General features: G+C 73.0%; 14 protein-coding genes and 3 tRNA genes. 8 read left to right on the top strand and 9 right to left on the bottom strand.

The genetic code is table 11. The features are described from left to right. Positions 1 to 103 precede the first annotated feature (103 nt). The gene (locus DEI82_RS02615; protein WP_375334604.1) at positions 104 to 1,075 is read left to right on the top strand and encodes a DNA-3-methyladenine glycosylase family protein; all 972 of its coding nucleotides are present in this window, start codon (positions 104 to 106) and stop codon (positions 1,073 to 1,075) included. 146 nt (positions 1,076 to 1,221) lie between these two features. After that, positions 1,222 to 4,773, top strand: coding sequence for a proline dehydrogenase family protein (locus tag DEI82_RS02610; protein ID WP_111035708.1), 3,552 nt, complete (start codon positions 1,222 to 1,224; stop codon positions 4,771 to 4,773). 62 nt (positions 4,774 to 4,835) lie between these two features. Here the strand turns inward: DEI82_RS02610 and DEI82_RS02605 are convergent, their stop codons facing one another. The 4 genes from DEI82_RS02605 to DEI82_RS02590 all read right to left on the bottom strand — a co-directional run bounded on the left by DEI82_RS02605 (position 4,836) and on the right by DEI82_RS02590 (position 7,420). Then, positions 4,836 to 5,633, bottom strand: coding sequence for a YqjF family protein (locus tag DEI82_RS02605; protein WP_111026575.1), 798 nt, complete (start codon positions 5,631 to 5,633; stop codon positions 4,836 to 4,838). Beyond that, a complete protein-coding gene (locus DEI82_RS02600) occupies positions 5,630 to 6,490 on the bottom strand; it encodes a nitroreductase family protein (RefSeq protein ID WP_111035707.1) in 861 nt (286 codons plus the stop codon). The genes DEI82_RS02605 and DEI82_RS02600 overlap by 4 nt, the downstream gene beginning before the upstream one ends. A 64-nt stretch (positions 6,491 to 6,554) precedes the next feature. Then, positions 6,555 to 6,980: a hypothetical protein gene (locus DEI82_RS02595; RefSeq protein ID WP_220037223.1), complete on the bottom strand. Its 426-nt coding sequence runs from the start codon at positions 6,978 to 6,980 to the stop codon at positions 6,555 to 6,557. 2 nt (positions 6,981 to 6,982) lie between these two features. Further along, positions 6,983 to 7,420 carry an Lrp/AsnC family transcriptional regulator gene (locus DEI82_RS02590; RefSeq protein ID WP_111010397.1) on the bottom strand — a complete coding sequence of 146 codons (438 nt, stop codon included), beginning with the start codon at positions 7,418 to 7,420 and terminating at the stop codon, positions 6,983 to 6,985. Between the two features lie 252 nt (positions 7,421 to 7,672). Between DEI82_RS02590 and ddaH the strand changes: the two genes are divergently transcribed. After that, on the top strand, positions 7,673 to 8,542 hold the full coding sequence (gene ddaH / locus DEI82_RS02585) for a dimethylargininase (RefSeq protein WP_181435077.1): 870 nt from the start codon (positions 7,673 to 7,675) through the stop codon (positions 8,540 to 8,542). Positions 8,543 to 8,570: 28 nt separating this feature from the next. Here the strand turns inward: ddaH and DEI82_RS02580 are convergent, their stop codons facing one another. From DEI82_RS02580 to DEI82_RS02565, 4 genes are all read right to left on the bottom strand, one after another. Further along, positions 8,571 to 9,848 (bottom strand): MFS transporter, encoded by a 1,278-nt coding sequence (locus DEI82_RS02580; RefSeq protein WP_111035706.1) that lies wholly within the window; start codon positions 9,846 to 9,848, stop codon positions 8,571 to 8,573. Positions 9,849 to 10,078: 230 nt separating this feature from the next. Further along, positions 10,079 to 10,154: transfer RNA gene (locus DEI82_RS02575), tRNA-Phe, on the bottom strand. 60 nt (positions 10,155 to 10,214) lie between these two features. Further along, positions 10,215 to 10,291: transfer RNA gene (locus DEI82_RS02570), tRNA-Asp, on the bottom strand. Between the two features lie 43 nt (positions 10,292 to 10,334). Continuing rightward, a tRNA-Glu gene (locus DEI82_RS02565) sits at positions 10,335 to 10,407 on the bottom strand. Between the two features lie 292 nt (positions 10,408 to 10,699). On the opposite strand from DEI82_RS02565, the gene DEI82_RS02560 reads away from it, so the two are divergent. Then, complete coding sequence (locus DEI82_RS02560) at positions 10,700 to 12,067, top strand: M23 family metallopeptidase (RefSeq protein WP_111035705.1); 1,368 nt, start codon at positions 10,700 to 10,702, stop codon at positions 12,065 to 12,067. A 31-nt stretch (positions 12,068 to 12,098) separates the two neighbouring features. Next, positions 12,099 to 13,583, top strand: a complete 1,485-nt coding sequence (locus DEI82_RS02555) for an NlpC/P60 family protein (protein ID WP_111035704.1) — start codon at positions 12,099 to 12,101, stop codon at positions 13,581 to 13,583. A 168-nt stretch (positions 13,584 to 13,751) separates the two neighbouring features. Here the strand turns inward: DEI82_RS02555 and DEI82_RS02550 are convergent, their stop codons facing one another. Then, entirely contained in the window at positions 13,752 to 14,240 is a 489-nt protein-coding gene (locus tag DEI82_RS02550; protein WP_111010321.1) for an inorganic diphosphatase, read from the bottom strand. A gap of 63 nt (positions 14,241 to 14,303) precedes the next feature. Between DEI82_RS02550 and tilS the strand changes: the two genes are divergently transcribed. From tilS to ftsH, 3 genes are all read left to right on the top strand, one after another. Further along, positions 14,304 to 15,428 (top strand): tRNA lysidine(34) synthetase TilS, encoded by a 1,125-nt coding sequence (gene tilS, locus DEI82_RS02545; protein WP_111035817.1) that lies wholly within the window; start codon positions 14,304 to 14,306, stop codon positions 15,426 to 15,428. Positions 15,429 to 15,477: 49 nt separating this feature from the next. After that, the gene (hpt, locus tag DEI82_RS02540) at positions 15,478 to 16,029 is read left to right on the top strand and encodes a hypoxanthine phosphoribosyltransferase (protein ID WP_111035703.1); all 552 of its coding nucleotides are present in this window, start codon (positions 15,478 to 15,480) and stop codon (positions 16,027 to 16,029) included. Positions 16,030 to 16,155: 126 nt separating this feature from the next. Further along, a complete protein-coding gene (gene ftsH / locus DEI82_RS02535) occupies positions 16,156 to 18,153 on the top strand; it encodes an ATP-dependent zinc metalloprotease FtsH (protein ID WP_111010319.1) in 1,998 nt (665 codons plus the stop codon). The last annotated feature ends 9 nt before the right edge of the window (positions 18,154 to 18,162 follow it).

Here is an 18,162-nt window from a genome sequence, read left to right as displayed (position 1 = left end):
GGGCCCGGCCCGTCCGGCCGCGCGGTGGTCCCCATCATCGCGGACCGGGTCGACGACGGCATCCCCCCCCGCTTCCCGGGAGGCCCACCCGGCCGGTTCGGCGATGTCACCGCCGCCACGTACGATCCTCCGCGTGATCGTCGAACCTGCCGCACCCCCGGCGCAGCGACACGACACCGTCTACCGGCCCGGGCACCACGTCGACGTCCGGGCCACGCTGCGCCCGCTCATGCGCGGCACGGGGGACCCTGCCTTCCGTCAGGTCGACGCCACGACCTGGCTCGCGCTCCGCACGCCCGCCGGTCCCGTGACCGTCGCCGTCCGCGCCGTCGGCGACGAGGTCCGGGTGTCCACCTGGGGCGACGGCGCCGAGTGGGCGATCGCGCACGCGCCGGAACTCCTCGGTCGGGGTGACGACTGGACGGGGTTCGACGTCAGCGGCAACGCCTTCCTCGCCGCGGCGCGACACCGTCAACCGGGGTTACGCCTCTGCCGCACGAACACCGTCGTCGCGATGCTCGTGCCCGCGATCCTCGAGCAGAAGGTCACGAGCCGTCAGGCCTGGCGCGCCTGGCGGTCCCTCGTCCGGCGGTACGGCACCCCGGCGCCCGGCCCCGCCCCTGAGGGCATGGCGGTCCCGCCCGACGCCGACACCTGGGCGCGGGTGCCGAGCTGGGAGTGGCACCGGGCGGGGATCGAGCCCGGCCGCTCGGCGACGGTGATGCGCGCCGTGCGGGTCGCCGCGTCGCTCGAGCGGACCCTGTCCCTCGGTCGTGGCGGCAGTGTCGTGGCGGAACGCCTCATGTCGATCCCGGGCATCGGCGTGTGGACCGCCGCCGAGACCACGCAGCGCTCCCACGGCGACCCGGACTCACCGAGTGTCGGCGACTACCACCTGCCGGCCGTCGTGGGATGGGCGCTCGCCGGCGCTCCGGTCGACGACGACGGCATGCTCGAGCTCCTCGAGCCGTGGCGGGGACACCGGGAACGGGTCATGCGGCTCATCACGGGCAGCGGCTTCCGGAAGCCGTCGTTCGGTCCGCGCATGACGATCCAGGACCACCGCTTCCACTGACCGGCCGCACCCGTGGTCGCCGCGGCCGTGGGCCTCCCGCCGCGGCCCCGGGCCTCCCGGTGGGGGACGGGCGACACTCGGCCCGCGTCCACCGCGCGCCGGGCGCGCCCCCAGGTCCCGTCGGACCGCCCGAATACCATCGGAGGATGCCGGACCCGCGCCTCCAGGACTGCACCGACGACGCGGTCGCCCTCGTCCGCCGTTGGACCGCGGCGGCCGCGATGCTCCGGCCGGACGCCGGGGCCGTCCGGCTCGCGGGGGTGCTCCGCGACGAGCGCGGCCTCGACGTCACGCTCGGGTTCATCGACCGCGTCGGCCGACCGCAGGACCCGAAGGTCGCCGCGCAGCACCTCGAACGACTCGCGCGTGAGGTCCCGGACCCCGTCGCCTGGCACCTCCGCGGCGCGGCCACCGTCGGCGGTGGGTTCGCGCAGATGATGCCGTGGGCCGTCGTCCCCCCGGCACGCCGTGTGCTGCGCCGCATGGCCGGACACCTCGTGGTCGACGCCGCACCAGCGCGCCTCGGCGCCGCCCTCGCCAAGCTGGCGGTCCCGGGCACGGTGCTCGACGTCCTGCCGCTCGGACGCCCGGTGTCCGGTGACGACGAGTCCGACCGGCAGCTCCGGCGCACCATCGACCTGCTCGACCGCGACGACGTGGACCGCGTCACCACCTCGGTCGCCGTGGCGCTCCCGCAGCCCGTGCTCTGGGCGTTCGACGACACCGTCGTCCGCGGAGTCGAGCGCCTGCTGCCGCTGTACCGGGCGGCCGTGGCGGGTGGCAGCCGCGTCACGCTCCGGGTGGACACCCACGACGACCTCGACCTGACGCTCGCGGTGTTCCGGACCCTGCTCGACCGGCCCGAGTTCCTCGAGCTCCCGGCGGGCCTCACCCTGCCCGCCGCGGTGCCGGACACCCGGCGTGCCCTCGACGACCTCACTGCCTGGTCGCAGGCCCGCCGCGCCCGGGGCGGATCACCGATCACCGTCCGGATCGACGCCGGCGCCGCCGACCCCGTCGAACGGGTGGAGGCCGCGCTCCACGACCGCTCGCTGGCCACGTTCGGCACCACACAGGAGATCCAGGCGGCGACCCTCCGCCTGCTCGACGCCGCGCTGACGCCCGCGCGGACGGACGCCGTCCGGATCGAGGTCCTCGGGCACGACCTGTACGACCTCGCCACCGCCCGCGTGCTCGCCGAGCGCCGTGGTGTCGTCGACGCCCTCCAACTCGGCATGCTCCTCGGCGTGGACGGCACCCACCTGCAGGCCGTCCGGGCCGACGTCGGGTCGGTGTTCCTCGTCACGCCGGTCGTCGACCCCGACGAGTACGACGCCGCCGTCGGGTACCTCGCCCGGCGGTTGTACGACCTGGCGGACCCCGAGCAGGCCGCGGGTGCCTCGACGACGACCGACACCGCGAGCGCCGGGTCCGAGCAGCGGCGCGAGCGGTACCTGGCCGCGGTCGAGGCGCTGGACGACCCCGTCCCGTCGACGTTCCGCACCCAGGACCGCACGGCCCCGCTCGGACCCCCGCCGCACGTCGCCGACTTCCACAACGCGCAGGGCACCGACCCGACCATCCGCGCCAACCGCGCCTGGGCCGGCGAGGTGCTGCGTCGCGTGCCGGGATCGTCGCTCGGTCGGCAGACGATCCGGAACGCGGGCGTCGCCGACCGGAACCGGCTCGAGCGCATCGTCGCCGCCACCGCGCAGGCGGGCGTGAACTGGGGACGGCAGGACCCGCAGGACCGCGCCGAGTTGCTCGACCTCATCGCCCACGAGCTCGAGGTCCGGCGCGGTGACCTCGTCGAGGTCGCGGTCGCCGAGACGGGCCTGACGCTCGCCGAGGCAGACGCCGAGGTCGGCCGAGCCGTCGACGCCGCACACCACGCCGCCGACCGCGCCCGGCACCTCGCGGACATCACGGGCGCGACCCCGGTGCCGCCGCGCCTCACCGTCGTCGTGCCGACCTGGACCTCCCCGATCGCCGTCGTCGCAGGGGACGTCCTGGCGGCGATCGCGGCCGGCAGCGGTGTCGTGCTCAAGCCGGCGCCGGCCGCTCGGCGGACCGGTGCGCTCGTGGCCGACGTCCTGTGGGACGCCGGTGTGCCGCACGCGCTGCTCGTCCTCGTCGACCTCGACGTCGACCGGCTCGGCCGCGACCTCGTCGCTCACCCCGCGGTCGACCGCGTGCTCCTCACGGGCACGGCGGACACCGCGCGGTCCTTCGCCTGGTGGAGGGCGGGCCTCCCGCTCACCGCCGCGACGACCGGCACGAACGCGATCGTCGTCACGCCGTCCGCCGACGTCGACCTCGCCGTCCGCGACGTCGTGCGGAGTGCCTTCGCCCACGCCGGACAGGACCGCGCCGCGGCGTCGCTCGTCGTCCTCGTCGGTGCCGTGCGTGAGGACGACCGGTTCCGCCGGCTGCTCGTCGACGCGACCCGGAGCCTCCGCGTCGCCTGGCCGGACGACCCCGCCGCCCAGATGGGACCGCTCGTCGACGAGCCCCGGGGGAGCGTGCGGCAGGCACTCACCGAGCTCGGACCGGGGGAGTCGTGGCTCCTGCAGCCGGAACCCCTGGACGACTCCGGGCGGCTCTGGTCTCCGGGCATCCGCGACGGCGTCCGACCGGGCAGCACGTTCCACCAGACGCCCGTGCCCGCACCCGTGCTCGGGATCGTCGAGGCCGAGACCCTCGACGACGCGATCGCGATCCAGAACGGCACGGACTACGGTCTCGCCGCGGGCATCCACTCCCTCGACACCGACGAGGTCACCCGCTGGCTCGACCGCGTGCAGGCGGGTGACCTGTTCGTGAACCGTGCGACGACCGGCACCCTGGTCCGCCGACAGCCCACCGGCGGCTGGAAGCGCTCCGCGATCGGCACCGGCACGAAGTCGGGCGCCCCGCTGTCGGTCGCGACACTCGGCCGCTGGGAGCCCACGCCGCACACCCCGCACGGGAGCATCCGACTGCACGGCGTCCCCGCGCGGGTCGCGGCCGTGATCGAGGCCGCGCGGAGCGGCCTGACGTTCGAGGAGTTCGACCGGGTGCGGTCCGGGGCACGGAGCGACGTCGCCGCGCGCTCCGCGGAGTTCGCCCGCTCCGCGGACACCGCCGGTCTCGGGATGGAACGCAACGTGCTCCGCTACCGGCCCCAGTCGGTCATCATCCGCGCGTCCGAGGGCACGTCGGCCGGTGACCTCGTCCGCGTGCTCGTCGCCGCGACCGCCTCCCGCGCCCACGTGCTCGTCAGCACCGCGGTGCCGATGCCCGGCAGCCTCGTGCAGCTGTTCGCCGGCCCGCGGTCCCCGCTCGACGTCGTCGACCAGATCGTCGAGTCCGACGACGAGTGGCTCGGGCGCGCGGCGGCCGGCGCGGTGTTCCGCGAGCAGTGGTCGTCGGACGAGCCCACGCCCGAGGACGAGCTCGCCGCGGTCCTGTCGCCGACGTACGAGCCGGTGCCGCACACCGCGTTCGGCGGTCCTGGTGCCCGGATCCGCCTGCTCGGCGGCGACTCGTTGGCGCTCGAGGAGGCCCTCGGTGCCTCGATCGACGTGGCGGTGCACGCGGGCCCCGTGGTCGAGGCCGGACTCGTCGAGATGCTGCCGTTCCTCCGCGAGCAGACCGTGACGATCACGGCGCACCGGTTCGGGGTGCCGGACCGGGCGTTCGTGGAGCTGCGGGTCTGACGCGGTCGCGCTGGTCGCGCCGGTCGCGCCGGTCGCGCTGGTCGCGACCGGCGGATGTCGGCTCAGGCCGTCCCGCGGGCGAACGACGTCGTCACACCGGGCGACCACAGCACGGAGTCCGGCGGGACGTCGGCGAGCGAGCGCGGCAGCCCGACCTCGCCCATCAGGTCGTCGTGCACCGACTCGGCCGTCGCGTGGTGCAGTGGCCAGGCCGGGTGCTCGTTCGGCCAGAACCGGGTCGCCCCGAAGCGGTGGACGTGCATGCCCCATCGGGCGGTCAGGAACTGCTCGAGCGGTGACGGTTCGGCGATGGGCGCACCGACGTGCACGGCGAACCGCGAGCGCGCCGAGGACCCGTGGCGCCGCATCGCGTACGCCACGCGGCCGCCCTCGCCGTGTCGGCCAGCGGCGGCACCCCGGCCGCGCGTCCCGTCCACGCCCCACCGCGTCGCCGCGTGCGCCCAGTGGTACGGCAGCCCGAGCATCGCCCGTGCCGCGACCGCCGGGAGGAACCGGCCCGCGTCCAGCGACAGGAACACGACGCCGTGCCGCCCCCGGTCGTCGACCGTGTAGACCCGCACGTTGACCTCGACGAACGTCCCGAGCCGCCGCATCGGCGCGAGCGGCGGGAACGCGGTGTCCGTGAACCGGAACCCGATGAGGCCGACCCAGGTGGTCACCCCGTCGTCGACGCCGTCCGCGCCCATGGTGTCCGGTCGGACGCCGGCCGGGAGGAGCGGGGCCACGGCCGACACGTCGACCCGCCAGTGCAGGAACACGACGTCGTGCCATCCCTGCCGGATGAACGCGCGGCCGGGCAGTGCCGGGGCGGTCGTCAGGACGGGAGCGACCCCCGTCACGACGCGTCCCTCCCCGAGGTCGTCGCGTCGGCCGCCGGTTCGTCCTCGATCGGCGTCACGAGCGGTGCGTCGTCCCAGCCCGTCTGCGGCGTGCGACACGTCCCGCGGAACACGTACTGCGACGGCCGCTTCCGCTCGTTCGACACCCAGTCGATCGCGGGGCGGCGGCGCTCGGGCGGCAGGTACCCGAGCCGGTACACGGCCATGAGCTCGAGGTCGTCCGGCACCCCGAGGACGTCCTCGACCTCGGCCCAGGCGCTCGGGATCTCCATCGGGAACGACACGAACTGGATGCCCATGCCGAGCTGGGTCGTGGCGAGCCAGATGTTCTCCATCGCCGCGCCCATGCTGAACACCGAGTAGAAGGCGTTCGTCTCCTCGTGCCGGTACTCGTGCCGGTCGAGCATCACCCCCATGAGCAGCGGCGATCCCGCGACGAGCTTCCGGTTCTCCTCGCCGAGGGTCTGCGGCACCCGCAGGGTGTTCATGAGCTTCTGGCCGCGGGGCGTGAACACCTGCTTCGTGAACGGCCGGAGCGGTGCGGGCAGCTTGTCGAACAGCATGCCGTCGCGCCGGGTCTCCATCTCGGCCTTCGAGAACCGGAAGTACGGCTTGTACCGCTCGAAGAACGTGCCCTCGGCCATCGTCCGCGTCATCGACGAGCCGCTGATCGCGGCGATCCGCTCGATCGTCGGCCGTTCCTCGACGAGCACGAACCGCCACGGCTGGCTGTTGAGCTGCGAGGGCGCGCGCCCGGCGAGCTCGATCAGCAGGCGCTGGTGTTCCTCGGAGACGGGATCGGGCAGGAACGCCCCGTTCGTCGTCCGCCGCCGTCTGATCGCCTCGATGAGCTCCACTGCCGCTGTCCTTCCCGGCGGTCGGACGGGAGGCCCGGTGCACGCGGGTGGGCCGGCTCCCGGGTCAGGAGCGCTCGGGCCGTCCCGCGCGGAGTCCGAGCACGGCGCCGAGGTAGGACGGTGCCGCCGCGACCGCGACTCTCCAGTGTGCACGCGATCGGGCGGGGATGCGCGGTGCGGCGGCGAGGGGCACGAGTGCGGGCAGGAGGAACGCCGCGGCCCGCGAGCGGGTCCACACGGGCGTCGTCACGGCGGCGCCGGTCAGGGTCGCCGTCACGACGAACAGCGCGTGGTGCACGACCCGGAGCCGCTTCGTCCGGATGACGCCGGTCGCGACCGCGGTGCCCCACGCGCAGTTCGCGAGGTAGGCGGCGGTGGCGGCGGTGACCAGGAGGCGGGCCGGAGCGGTGCCCGCGCGACGGGTGCCGGGCCTCCCGGGCGAGCGCGGGACGGAGCGGCGGACCGGCGTCCGGGTCGTGCGCGGTGCCACGCTCACAGCGACTCGCGCGAGACGAGTCGCGACAGCACGATCGCACTGCGGGTGTGGTCGACGTGCGGGGCGGAGCGGACGCGGTCGAGGGCCTCCTCGAGCGACGCGATGTCCCGACTCCGCATGTGCACGACGGCGTCGGCGCTCCCGGTGACCGTTCCGGCGTCGACGACCTCGGGCACGTTCTCGAGCACGGCGCGGAGTTCGTCGGGCGAGACGGTGCCGCGGCAGTACAGCTCGACCCAGGCCTCGGTCCCGCGTTCCTCGACGGCGGGGTCGACCTTGATCGTGAAGCCCTGGATGACGTCATCGGCCACCAGGCGGTCCACGCGGCGCTTCACCGCGGACGCCGAGAGCCCGACCACCGCGCCGATGTCGCCGTAGCCGGCGCGGGCGTTCTCGCGGAGTTGGTCGAGGATGCGGTGGTCGAGCGAATCCATCGCCGTCATGCTACGCGCGGTCGTCGCGTCCGCCCCGGAGCAGGCGCACGGATCCTGCGCGGACGCACATGCGATCGGCGCCGCCGCGACACCCCCACGGCGGGGTCTGTCCGCGGGGCGCGCCGCGTGGCACACTGTGCCGGGGCGTCGACCTGGTCCGCCTCGTCCACGGGTGAGTGAGCCTGCACCTCACCCCAGCGCTCCTCGAACGGTGTCCCCTGGCAGGCTCGGGTCCGCCGCCCAGGAGACCCCTTGTCGAACCCGGCCCCCGCCACCACCACAGCGCTCGCCCGCACGGCGACCAAGCGCACCGTCCTCATGTGCAAGCCGACGCACTACACGGTGAGCTACCGCATCAACCCCTGGATGCACCCGGAGGAGCCGACCGACACCGCGAAGGCGGTCGCCCAGTGGCAGACCCTCGTCGACACGTACGAGCGGCTCGGGTTCGACATCCACTTCATCGACCCGATCGAGGGGCTGCCCGACATGGTCTACGCGGCCAACGGCGGGTTCGTGCTCGACGGCGTCGCCTACGGCGCGAAGTTCCAGTACCCGGAGCGCCAGCCCGAGGGCCCCGCGTACATGGACTGGTTCCGCGAGCACGGCCTCCGCGTCGCCGAGCCGGTCGAGACGAACGAGGGCGAGGGCGACTTCCTGCTCGTCGGGGGCGTCATCCTGGCCGGCACCGGGTTCCGCAGCGACAGCACCTCGCACGAGGAGATCGCCCGCGTGTACGGCCGCGAGGTCGTCACCCTGAAGCTCGTCAACCCGGCGTTCTACCACCTCGACACCGCGATCGCGGTCCTCGACCCCAAGCCGGTGGACGGCGTCGCGAACATCGCCTACCTGGAGTCCGCGTTCGACGAGGCCTCGCTCGCCGAGCTCCGCCGCCGGTTCCCCGACGCGATCATCGCCACCGAGGAGGACGCAGCGATCCTCGGGCTCAACTCCTACAGCGACGGCCACAACGTCGTCATCGCCGCCCGCGCGACGACCTTCGCCGAGCAGCTCCGCCAGCGCGGGTACAACCCGATCGGGGTCGACCTGTCCGAGCTGCTGCTCGGCGGCGGTGGCGTCAAGTGCTGCACGCTCGACCTGCACCCCGTCGAGACCGCCTGACCGGTCCCTGTCCCCGAGCCCGTCGTGACTACGCGGCGGCGGGCTCGGCCGGGAGCTCCCGCATGCCGAGCAGGGGCGAGAGCAGGACGGGCAGCGCCGCGAGCAGGGCACCGACGCCGGCGACCCACATGGTCGCCTCGACACCGAGCCACGTGCCGAGCAGTCCCGCCGTGATGCCCCCGATGGGCACCACGCCCCACACCACGAACCGGATCGACGCGTTCATCCGGCCGAGGAGGCGCGGCGGACAGATCCGCTGCCGGTAGGTGACCTGCGTGATGTTGTAGACGAGGACACCGGCGCTCGTGAGGAACTCGGCCAGCACGAGCAGCGGGACCGCGAGCGTCGGCACCAGCCCCGGCGTCGCGAGCAGCAGCGCCCCGACCCCGGCTGCGACGGCCGCGACGGGGATCGCGGTGCCCTCGCCGACGCGTCGGGCCACCCTGCCGGCGGCCAGCGCGCCGAGGAGTCCCCCGACCGCGCCGACGCTCGTCGCGGCGCCCCACACGAGCGTGCCGAGGTGCAGGTCGCGGAGGACGAGGAGCGGCAGCACCGTCCCCCCGATCCCCGAGAACAGGTTCAAGCCGGCCGTGCACAGGACGACCCGGACCAGGAGCGGCTGGTGGAACACGAACGCCAGGCCCTCGCGGATCTCGGTCACGAGTGGCAGGCGTTCGTGCTCGGGCCGCGGCTGCTCGTCGTCCCGGATCCCGAGGAGTGCGACGAACGACGCGAGGTAGCTCAGCGCGTCGATCCCGACGACGAGCGCCGGCCGCAGCGCCGCGAGCAGGGCACCCGAGGCCGCGGGACCCCCGACGCGCGCGACCTGCTGTGACGCCTCGAGCTTGCCGTTCGCGTCGCCGAGGAGCGCCGACGGCAGGATCATCGGCGGGTAGCTCTGGTACGCCACGTCGAAGAACACCGTCGCCGCGCCGACCAGGGCCGCCACGACCATGAGCTGCCAGATCGTCAGCGCGCCGAGCAGCCACGCGACGGGGATGGTCGCCAGGAGCAACGCGCGGGTCAGGTCCGCCGCGAGCATCACCCGGCGCTTCCGCATCCGGTCCACCCAGGCACCCGCGGGCAACCCGATGACGAGGAACGCCACCGTCTCGAGCGCGGTGAGGACGCCGATCTCGAACGTCGAGGCGGCGAGCACCGTGACCGCCAGGGTCGGGATCGCCAGCACGGCGAGCTCACTGCCGACCGCGCTCGCCGACTCGCCGCTCCACAGCCGGAGGAACGGTGCGTTGCGCCACACCGTGGCGGGTTCCGCCGCCCCCGTCGTCCGACCCGGCTCCGTCATCCGCTCAGTATGCCGGGAGGCCCGTCCCGCCCCCGCCACCCGTCGCGCCCGGCTTCGCACACCCGCCGTTCGGCTTCACACACGCGCCGCGCGGCTTCGCACACCCGCCGTCCTGTTGCACCCCGCGATGCCGTTGTTCAACGGGACACGACGTGTTCAACGCTCGGCGGGAGTCCGATCGGCGGCAGTCGGGAACGACGAAGGCCCCCGCTCTCGCGAGGGCCTTGCGATGGTGGCTGGACACGGCATCGATCCGTGGACCTTTCGATTTTCAGTCGAACGCTCTACCAACTGAGCTATCCAGCCGTGGGCGACTCGATGGATCGAGTGGTGCCCGGGACGACTCGGTCCGAGGACCGGACGCCATGGCGACCCTGACGGGACTTGAACCCGCGACCTCCGCCGTGACAGGGCGGCACGCTAACCAACTGCGCTACAGGGCCATGCTTGTTGAGTTGTGGAAGGCGCCGGACACCCCGCCTGCAGTGACCCCAACGGGATTCGAACCCGTGCTGCCGCCGTGAAAGGGCGGTGTCCTAGGCCACTAAACGATGGGGCCGTCAAGCGATGCTTCACAGCTACCGGAGAACCAGCATACGGAAGCTCGCCGCGAATGCCAAACCGAGCGGATACCGCCTCGCCGGTCGGCGTGTCGCGGGCGTCGTGACCGGGGCAGCCGGGTTCACTCGCCGCAGAGAGAACCCCGTGCCGTCGTTCCCCGTGGGTCCGACGTCGGTGCCCCATGCCCCTCGCCAGGGGGGTGGAGTGTCCGACACCCCTGTTGTTACTGTTGCGACTGTTGACAGTGTGACTCGGGTGCGCCTCGCCGTGCTGTTACGAAATCGAGACCGATGACTTCTTCCTCCTCCATCAGCCGCCGATCCGCGCCCCGACGCGCCGCTCGGGGCCTCGCCGTCCCCGCGAGCCGACCCCGTGCCCTCGTCCTCGCCGTCGTCGTCGCGCTCACGGGGGGTGTCCTCGCCGCGACCGGGACGCCCTCGTCGGCGTCCGCCACGTCCTACCCGAGCTGGTCCGACGTCCAGGCGGCCAAGGCGTCCCAGGCGGCCCAGCAGGCGAAGGTGACCGAGATCAAGGGACTCATCGCGTCCCTCCAGTCCCAGGTGTCGGCCAAGCAGGCCGCTGCGGAGAAGGCCGGCGAGGCCTACCAGACGGCGCAGACCGAGTACGACGAGGCCGCGCTCAAGGAGCAGAAGCTCCGGACGCAGGCGGACGAGGCCCGCAAGACCGCGGCCGCGTCGGAACGCCAGGCCGGGCAGCTCGCCGCGCAGCTCGGACGCTCATCGAACAACGACGTCACCTCGAACCTCCTGGCGCACCCGTCCGGAGCGAAGGACCTGCTCTACCAGCTCGGCGCGATGTCGAAGCTGTCCGAGCAGGCCGACGGCATCTACGAGCAGGCGAGCCAGGACCGCGGCACGGCGCAGGCGCTGACCGACCAGGCCGGGGTGGCGAAGAAGGCGCTCGGAACACTCCGTGACGCCGCGCAGCAGAAACTGGCCGACGCGAACGACGCCGCGACGGCCGCGCAGAGCGCTCTCGACGACCAGAACGACAACCAGGCGCGGTTGCAGGCGCAGCTCGTCCTCCTGACGACGAACACCAAGAACGTGCAGGCGAACTACGACAAGGGCGTCGCCGTCGCCAAGGCCGCGGCTGCCGCGCGAGCCGCCGCTGCCGCGCGAGCCGCTGCTGCTGCCCGGGCGGCTGCCGCTCGTGCCGCCGCTGCCGCCCGGACCGGGGGCGCCGCCGCGCAGACGAGCACGGGCGCCACCACCACGACGCCGAACGGGTCGGGCTGGGTCCGCCCGTCCGCCGGGTACCAGACGAGCCCCTACGGCTACCGCGTCGACCCCTACACCGGTGCGTACGCCCTGCACGCCGGGGTCGACCTCGCGCCGGGCTGTGGTGCGCCGATCTACGCCGCCCACAGCGGGACCGTCACCTTCGCCGCGAACGGCGGGGGTTACGGCAACGAGGTCATCATCGACAACGGTGGCGGCATCTCGACGGCGTACGGCCACATCGTCAACGGCGGGTTCCTGGTCCACGCGGGCCAGACCGTGGTCGCGGGACAGCAGATCGCGCTCGTCGGCTCGACCGGCTGGTCGACCGGCTGCCACCTCCACTTCGAGACCCGGGTGAGCGGCGCTGCCGTCGACCCGGTCCCCTTCATGGCTGCGCGGGGGATCTCGGTATGACCACGAGCGCGCCCAGGAGGCACTGACCCGCATGAAGCCAGCACGCGTCCTCATCGGAGGCGCCGCGACCCTCGCGGTGCTCGGACTGACGTTCACCGTCGCCGCACCGGCGTCGGCCAGTCCGTCCGCTCCCTCTTGGGCCGACGTGCAGGCGGCGAAGCAGTCCCAGGCGGCGACGCAGCACCAGGTCGACACGTTGACCTCGTCGCTCGACGCGCTGCAGACCCAGGCGGAGCGGGCCTCGGTCGCCGAGCAGCAGGCCGGTGAGGCGTACCAGCGGGCGGCATCGCGACAGCAGGCGGCGCAGACCCGGGTCGACACCCTGACGCGCCAGTCGAAGCAGGCCGAGGCGAAGGCGAAGGTCTCCGCCCAGCAGGTCGCCGGCCTCGTGGTCGAGCTCTCGCGGACGGGCGGCGGCGACCTCTCGACGGCGATGCTCGTCGACGGCGCCGACGCGAAGGACCTGCTGTACCAGGTCGGCACGATGTCGCACCTGTCGGCTCGCTCGGCGGGCATCCTCGCCGACGCCGAGGCCGACCAGCGGCAGGTCGACGCCCTGCAGCACCAGGCCTCCGCGGCCGAGACCGTGCTCGGCAAGGCCACCACGGCCGCCAAGACGTCGCTGTCCGACGCGAACGACCAGGCCGCGAGCGCCGCCGGACGGCTCAAGAGCGTGCAGGACCAGCAGTCGACGCTCTTCGACCAGCTGGCGTACCTCAAGGGAACGACGGCGAGCACCGAGGCCGCGTACTTCGCCGACCAGCAGGCGAAGCAAGCCGAGCAGGTGATCGCGACCTCGACGACCAGTGGGAGCGCCGGCACCACGAAGGCCGCCGGAACGGGGAGCGCCGGCACCACGAAGGCCGCCGGAACGGGGAGCGCGGGCAGCACGAAGGCCACCGGGACGGGGAGCACCGGGACGACCGCGTCGAAGCCGACCACCGGGACGACCGCGTCGAAGCCGACCACCGGGACGACCGCGTCGAAGCCCACCACGACGACGCCCTCGAGCAAGCCGACGACCGGGACGAGCACGGCCCCGAAGCCGGTCAGCACGCCCACCGCGAAGCCGACGACGAGCACGCCGAAGCCGCCGACGTCGAGCACCGGCTCGTCCTCACCGTCCAAGGGCTCCGCCGCGCTGGCGTTCGCGTCGGCCCAGATCGGCAAGCCGTACGTGTTCGGTGCCGCCGGTCCGAACTCCTACGACTGCTCGGGGCTCGTGATGGCCGCGTACAGCAGCGTCGGCGTGGCCGTCGGTGGGCACCGGGTCGACTGGCAGTACGAGCACTTCGCCGCGCTCGGCCGACTCGTGCCGCTGTCGCAGGCACAGCCGGGCGACATCATCTTCTACTCGACGACGGGCACGAACCCGGCGGGGATGTACCACGACACGATCTACGCCGGCGGCGGTCGGATGGTCGAGGCCCCCAAGCCGGGACTCAGCGTGCGGAACTACGCTGTGTACACGTACCAGATCGTCCCCTACGTGGCGCGCCCCACCGGCTCGCTCTGATGACCCGGCCGGGACCCCTTCGGGTGGGGTTCCGAGCCGATGACGGTGCCGACCCCTTCGGGTGGGGTCGTCACCGGACGAAGGCGGCGGGCGCCCCATGGGCACCCGCCGCCTTCACTTCTCCCAGCCGGCCGCCTGGCCAGCGCCGCGCCTCGGGGCGCGACGGACTCAGTGGCCCGGCTGGTACGCGGCGAAGCCCGCCGCGACGATCTCCTCGGCCTCGGCGGCGTCACCCCAGCCCTCGGCGTTGACGAACTTGCCCGGCTCGAGGTCCTTGTAGCGCTCGAAGAAGTGGGCGATCTCGGCCTTCGTCTGCTCGTCGACGTCGGCGATGTCCTGGATGTGCTGCCAGCGCGGGTCCTTCGCCGGGACGCAGAGCACCTTGGCGTCGGAGCCGGCCTCGTCGCTCATCTTGAACACGCCGACCGGGCGGACCTTGACGCCGACGCCGGGGAACGCGGGGTACTCGAGCAGGACGAGGGCGTCCACGGGGTCACCGTCGAGCCCGAGGGTGTTCTCGAAGAAGCCGTAGTCGGTGGGGTAGACGAACGACGTGAACAGGACGCGGTCCAGGTACACCCGACCGGTCTCGTGGTCGACCTCGTACTTGTTGCGGCTGCCCTTGGGGATCTCGATGACGACGTCGTACGCGGCCATGTGGCACTCCTCGATGTGGATGGTTCTGCGGTCCTACAGCGCCGATAACGTTACAGGGTGGACATGCACCGGCCCCGGCTCGGACCCGCCGCCGCCGCCGTGCGCCGCGCGGTGCGGACGTCCCTCGCGGACGCCCGTTCGGCGGGCGTCCTCGCCTCCGGTGACCTCGTCCTCGTGGCGCTGAGCGGCGGCCCCGATTCGCTCGCACTCGCGGCCGCGACCGCGTTCGAGGCGCCCAGGCAGGGCCTCCGCGCGGGCGCCGTCGTCGTCGACCACGGCCTCCAGGCGGGCAGCGGGGCGGTCGCGAGCGCGGCCTCCCGGCAGGCGGAGGCGCTCGGGCTCACGCCCGTCGTCGTCGACCACGTCCGCGTCGGTGACGCGGGTGGGCCGGAGGCCGCCGCCCGGGAGGCCCGGTACCGGGCGATCGCGGCCGTCGCCGCGGCGGAGCGGTCGCCGCTGGTCCTGGTCGGGCACACGATGGACGACCAGGCCGAGACGGTCCTGCTCGGCCTCCTGCGCGGCAGCGGTCCGGACAGCCTGTCGGGCATGCCGGCGCGGTCACCGGCGCCGGTGGCGCCCGGGCCGCTGCTCGCCCGCCCGCTGCTCGGGGTCCGGCGGGCGACGACCGTCGCGGCCTGTGCCGAGAGCGGCCTGGAGCCGTGGACGGACCCACAGAACAACGACCCCGCGTTCGCCCGGGTCCGGGTGCGCGCGCGCGTGCTGCCGGTGCTCGCCGAGGAGCTCGGCGACGGCGTGGTCGAGGCCCTGGCTCGCACCGCCGACCAGATCCGCGAAGACGCGAGCGCGCTCGACCACTTCGCCGAGGAGCTCGCCGAGGAACTCGCGGAGCACGCCGAGGCGGGCATCGCGGTGTCCGTGTCGGGACTCGCGACCAACCCGCCGGCCCTGCGGCAGCGACTCGTGCGCCTCGCGGTCGAGGGGGAGTTCGGCGTCGTGCTCTCGCGGCTCCAGACGCTCGAGGTGTGCCGGCTCGTGACGGACTGGTCGGGACAGGGGCCGATCGACCTGCCCGGCGTCCGCGTGCGGCGCGAGGGCGACCGCCTGCTGTTCGCGAGCACGACGTCCGGGCCGGTGTCCGAGTCCGGGCGGCCGGTGTCCGAGTCCGGGCCGGGGTCGCCCGGCCGTATCCTGGGAGACCCGGGCGGCACCGGCCCGGCGCACCACTGACCCGCGCACCACTGACCCGCGCACCACTGATCAGAGAGGGCACGCCCCCGTGGAACTCACCGACGTCCAGGCCGACCTGAGCGAGGTCCTGTTCACCGCCGAGCAGATCGACGCCCGGATCGCCGAGCTCGCCCGCGCGGTCGAGGCCGACTACACCGGGCGCGACCCGCTGCTCGTCGGCGTGCTCAAGGGCGCGGTCATGGTGATGGCGGACTTCTCGCGTGAGCTCAAGCTCCCGATCACCATGGACTGGATGGCGGTGTCGTCCTACGGGTCCGGCACCAAGTCGTCCGGCGTCGTGCGGATCCTCAAGGACCTCGACACCGACCTGCACGGCCGCGACGTCCTCATCGTCGAGGACATCATCGACTCCGGGCTCACCCTGTCCTGGCTCCGGCAGAACCTCGTGAGCCGCGGGGCCGCGAGCGTCGAGATCGTCGCGTTGCTCCGCAAGCCCGAGGCGGCCAAGGTGCAGGTGGACGTCAAGTACGTCGGCTTCGACATCCCGGACGCGTTCGTGATCGGGTACGGCCTCGACTACCACGAGCGTTACCGCAACCTGCGTGGTGTCGGGGTCCTGGCGCCGCACGTCTACTCCTGACGAACGGCCCTCCGGACGTCGAGTTCGCCCTCGGAGGACACCCACTCGCCCCACAGAGTCCCGGCCGTATGCTGACTCCGACGCAACATCGGCAGAGAAAGGTGTCGGGCGTGTCGCCCGGATCACATGGACTTCAAGCGCATCTTCCGTGGGCCGTACCTGTACGTGATCATCGCGGTCATCGGGATCTGGATCGGCTGGGCCGTGATCAGTCAGTCCGGGACGTCGCAGATCACGACGCAGAAGGGCCTCGAGCAGCTCGGTGACGGCAAGGTCGCCTCTGCCACCATCAACTCCACCGAGCAGCGCGTCGACCTCGTGCTCAAGGACGGCAACCAGACGGAGCAGTTCTACTACTCCACGCCGCGTGGGCCGGACGTCGTCTCGGCGGTCGACAAGGCGAACCTGTCGAAGGGCTACAACGACACCGTCCAGCAGTCGAACGTGTTCGTCTCGCTCCTGCTGACGTTCCTGCCGTTCCTCGTCATCGGTCTGGTGTTCTGGTTCCTCCTGTCGAGCGCCCAGGGCGGCGGCTCGCGCGTCATGCAGTTCGGCAAGTCCCGCGCGAAGATGAACAACAAGGAGAACCCGCAGGTCACCTTCGCCGACGTCGCCGGCGCGGACGAGGCCATCGAGGAGCTCCAGGAGATCAAGGAGTTCCTCAAGGAGCCGGCCAAGTTCCAGGCGGTCGGCGCGCGGATCCCGAAGGGCGTGCTGCTGTACGGCCCTCCCGGGACCGGCAAGACCCTGCTCGCCCGCGCCGTCGCCGGCGAGGCCGGGGTGCCGTTCTTCTCGATCTCCGGTTCGGACTTCGTCGAGATGTTCGTCGGTGTCGGTGCGAGCCGCGTCCGTGACCTGTTCGACCAGGCCAAGCAGAACGCTCCCGCGATCATCTTCGTCGACGAGATCGACGCCGTCGGTCGTCACCGCGGTGCCGGCATCGGCGGCGGCAACGACGAGCGCGAGCAGACGCTGAACCAGCTCCTCGTCGAGATGGACGGCTTCGACGTCAAGACGAACGTCATCCTCATCGCCGCGACGAACCGTCCCGACGTGCTCGACCCCGCGCTCCTCCGGCCGGGTCGCTTCGACCGCCAGATCGGCGTCGACGCCCCGAGCCTCATCGGCCGCAAGCAGATCCTGCAGGTGCACGGCAAGGGCAAGCCCCTCGCCGCGAGCGTCGACCTCGACGTCCTCGCCCGCAAGACCCCCGGGTTCACGGGTGCCGACCTGGCGAACGTCCTCAACGAGGCCGCGCTGCTCACCGCGCGCTCGAACGCGCAGCTCATCGACAACCGCGCGCTGGACGAGGCCGTCGACCGCGTGATGGCCGGTCCGCAGCGCCGGACCCGCGTCATGAGCGACCAGGAGCGCCTCATCACCGCGTACCACGAGGGCGGTCACGCGCTCGCGGCCTCGGCCATGCGGCACACCGACCCCGTCACGAAGATCACGATCCTCCCGCGCGGTCGTGCCCTCGGGTACACGATGGTGCTCCCGCTCGAGGACAAGTACTCCGTCACGCGCAACGAGCTGCTCGACCAGCTCGCCTACGCCATGGGCGGTCGTGTCGCCGAGGAGATCGTGTTCCACGACCCCACCACGGGTGCGTCGAACGACATCGAGAAGGCCACGGCGACCGCACGCAAGATGGTCACCGAGTACGGCATGAGCACGGCGGTCGGTTCGGTCAAGCTCGGCCAGGGGTCGGGCGAGCCGTTCCTCGGCCGTGACATGGGCGCCCAGCGCGACTACTCGGAGAACATCGCCGAGACCGTCGACGCCGAGGTCCGTGCCCTGCTCGAGTCCGCGCACGACGAGGCCTACCAGGTCATCAACGCGAACCGCGACATCCTCGACCACCTGGCGGGCGCCCTCCTCGAGAAGGAGACGCTCGACCAGAACGAGCTCGCCGAGATCTTCAAGGACGTCCGGAAGCTGCCCGAGCGCCCGCAGTGGCTCTCGAGCGACAGCCGCCCCGTGAGCGACCTGCCCGCGATCTCGCTGCCGGTCAAGGCGCCGGTGGACGAGGGCGCCGTCGACGGCGGCATCGACTCCGAGCCCCCGGCGAAGCCGCGTCGGGCACGGGCCCCGCGCGGGAACCCCGGTATCGCGCCGGCGTAGGCCAGCGGG

This window comes from Curtobacterium sp. MCBD17_019, from assembly GCF_003234555.1.
GTDB lineage: Bacteria > Actinomycetota > Actinomycetes > Actinomycetales > Microbacteriaceae > Curtobacterium.
The sequence above is the reverse complement of the archived record's forward strand: the minus strand, read 5'-3'. Positions and strand labels throughout refer to the sequence as shown.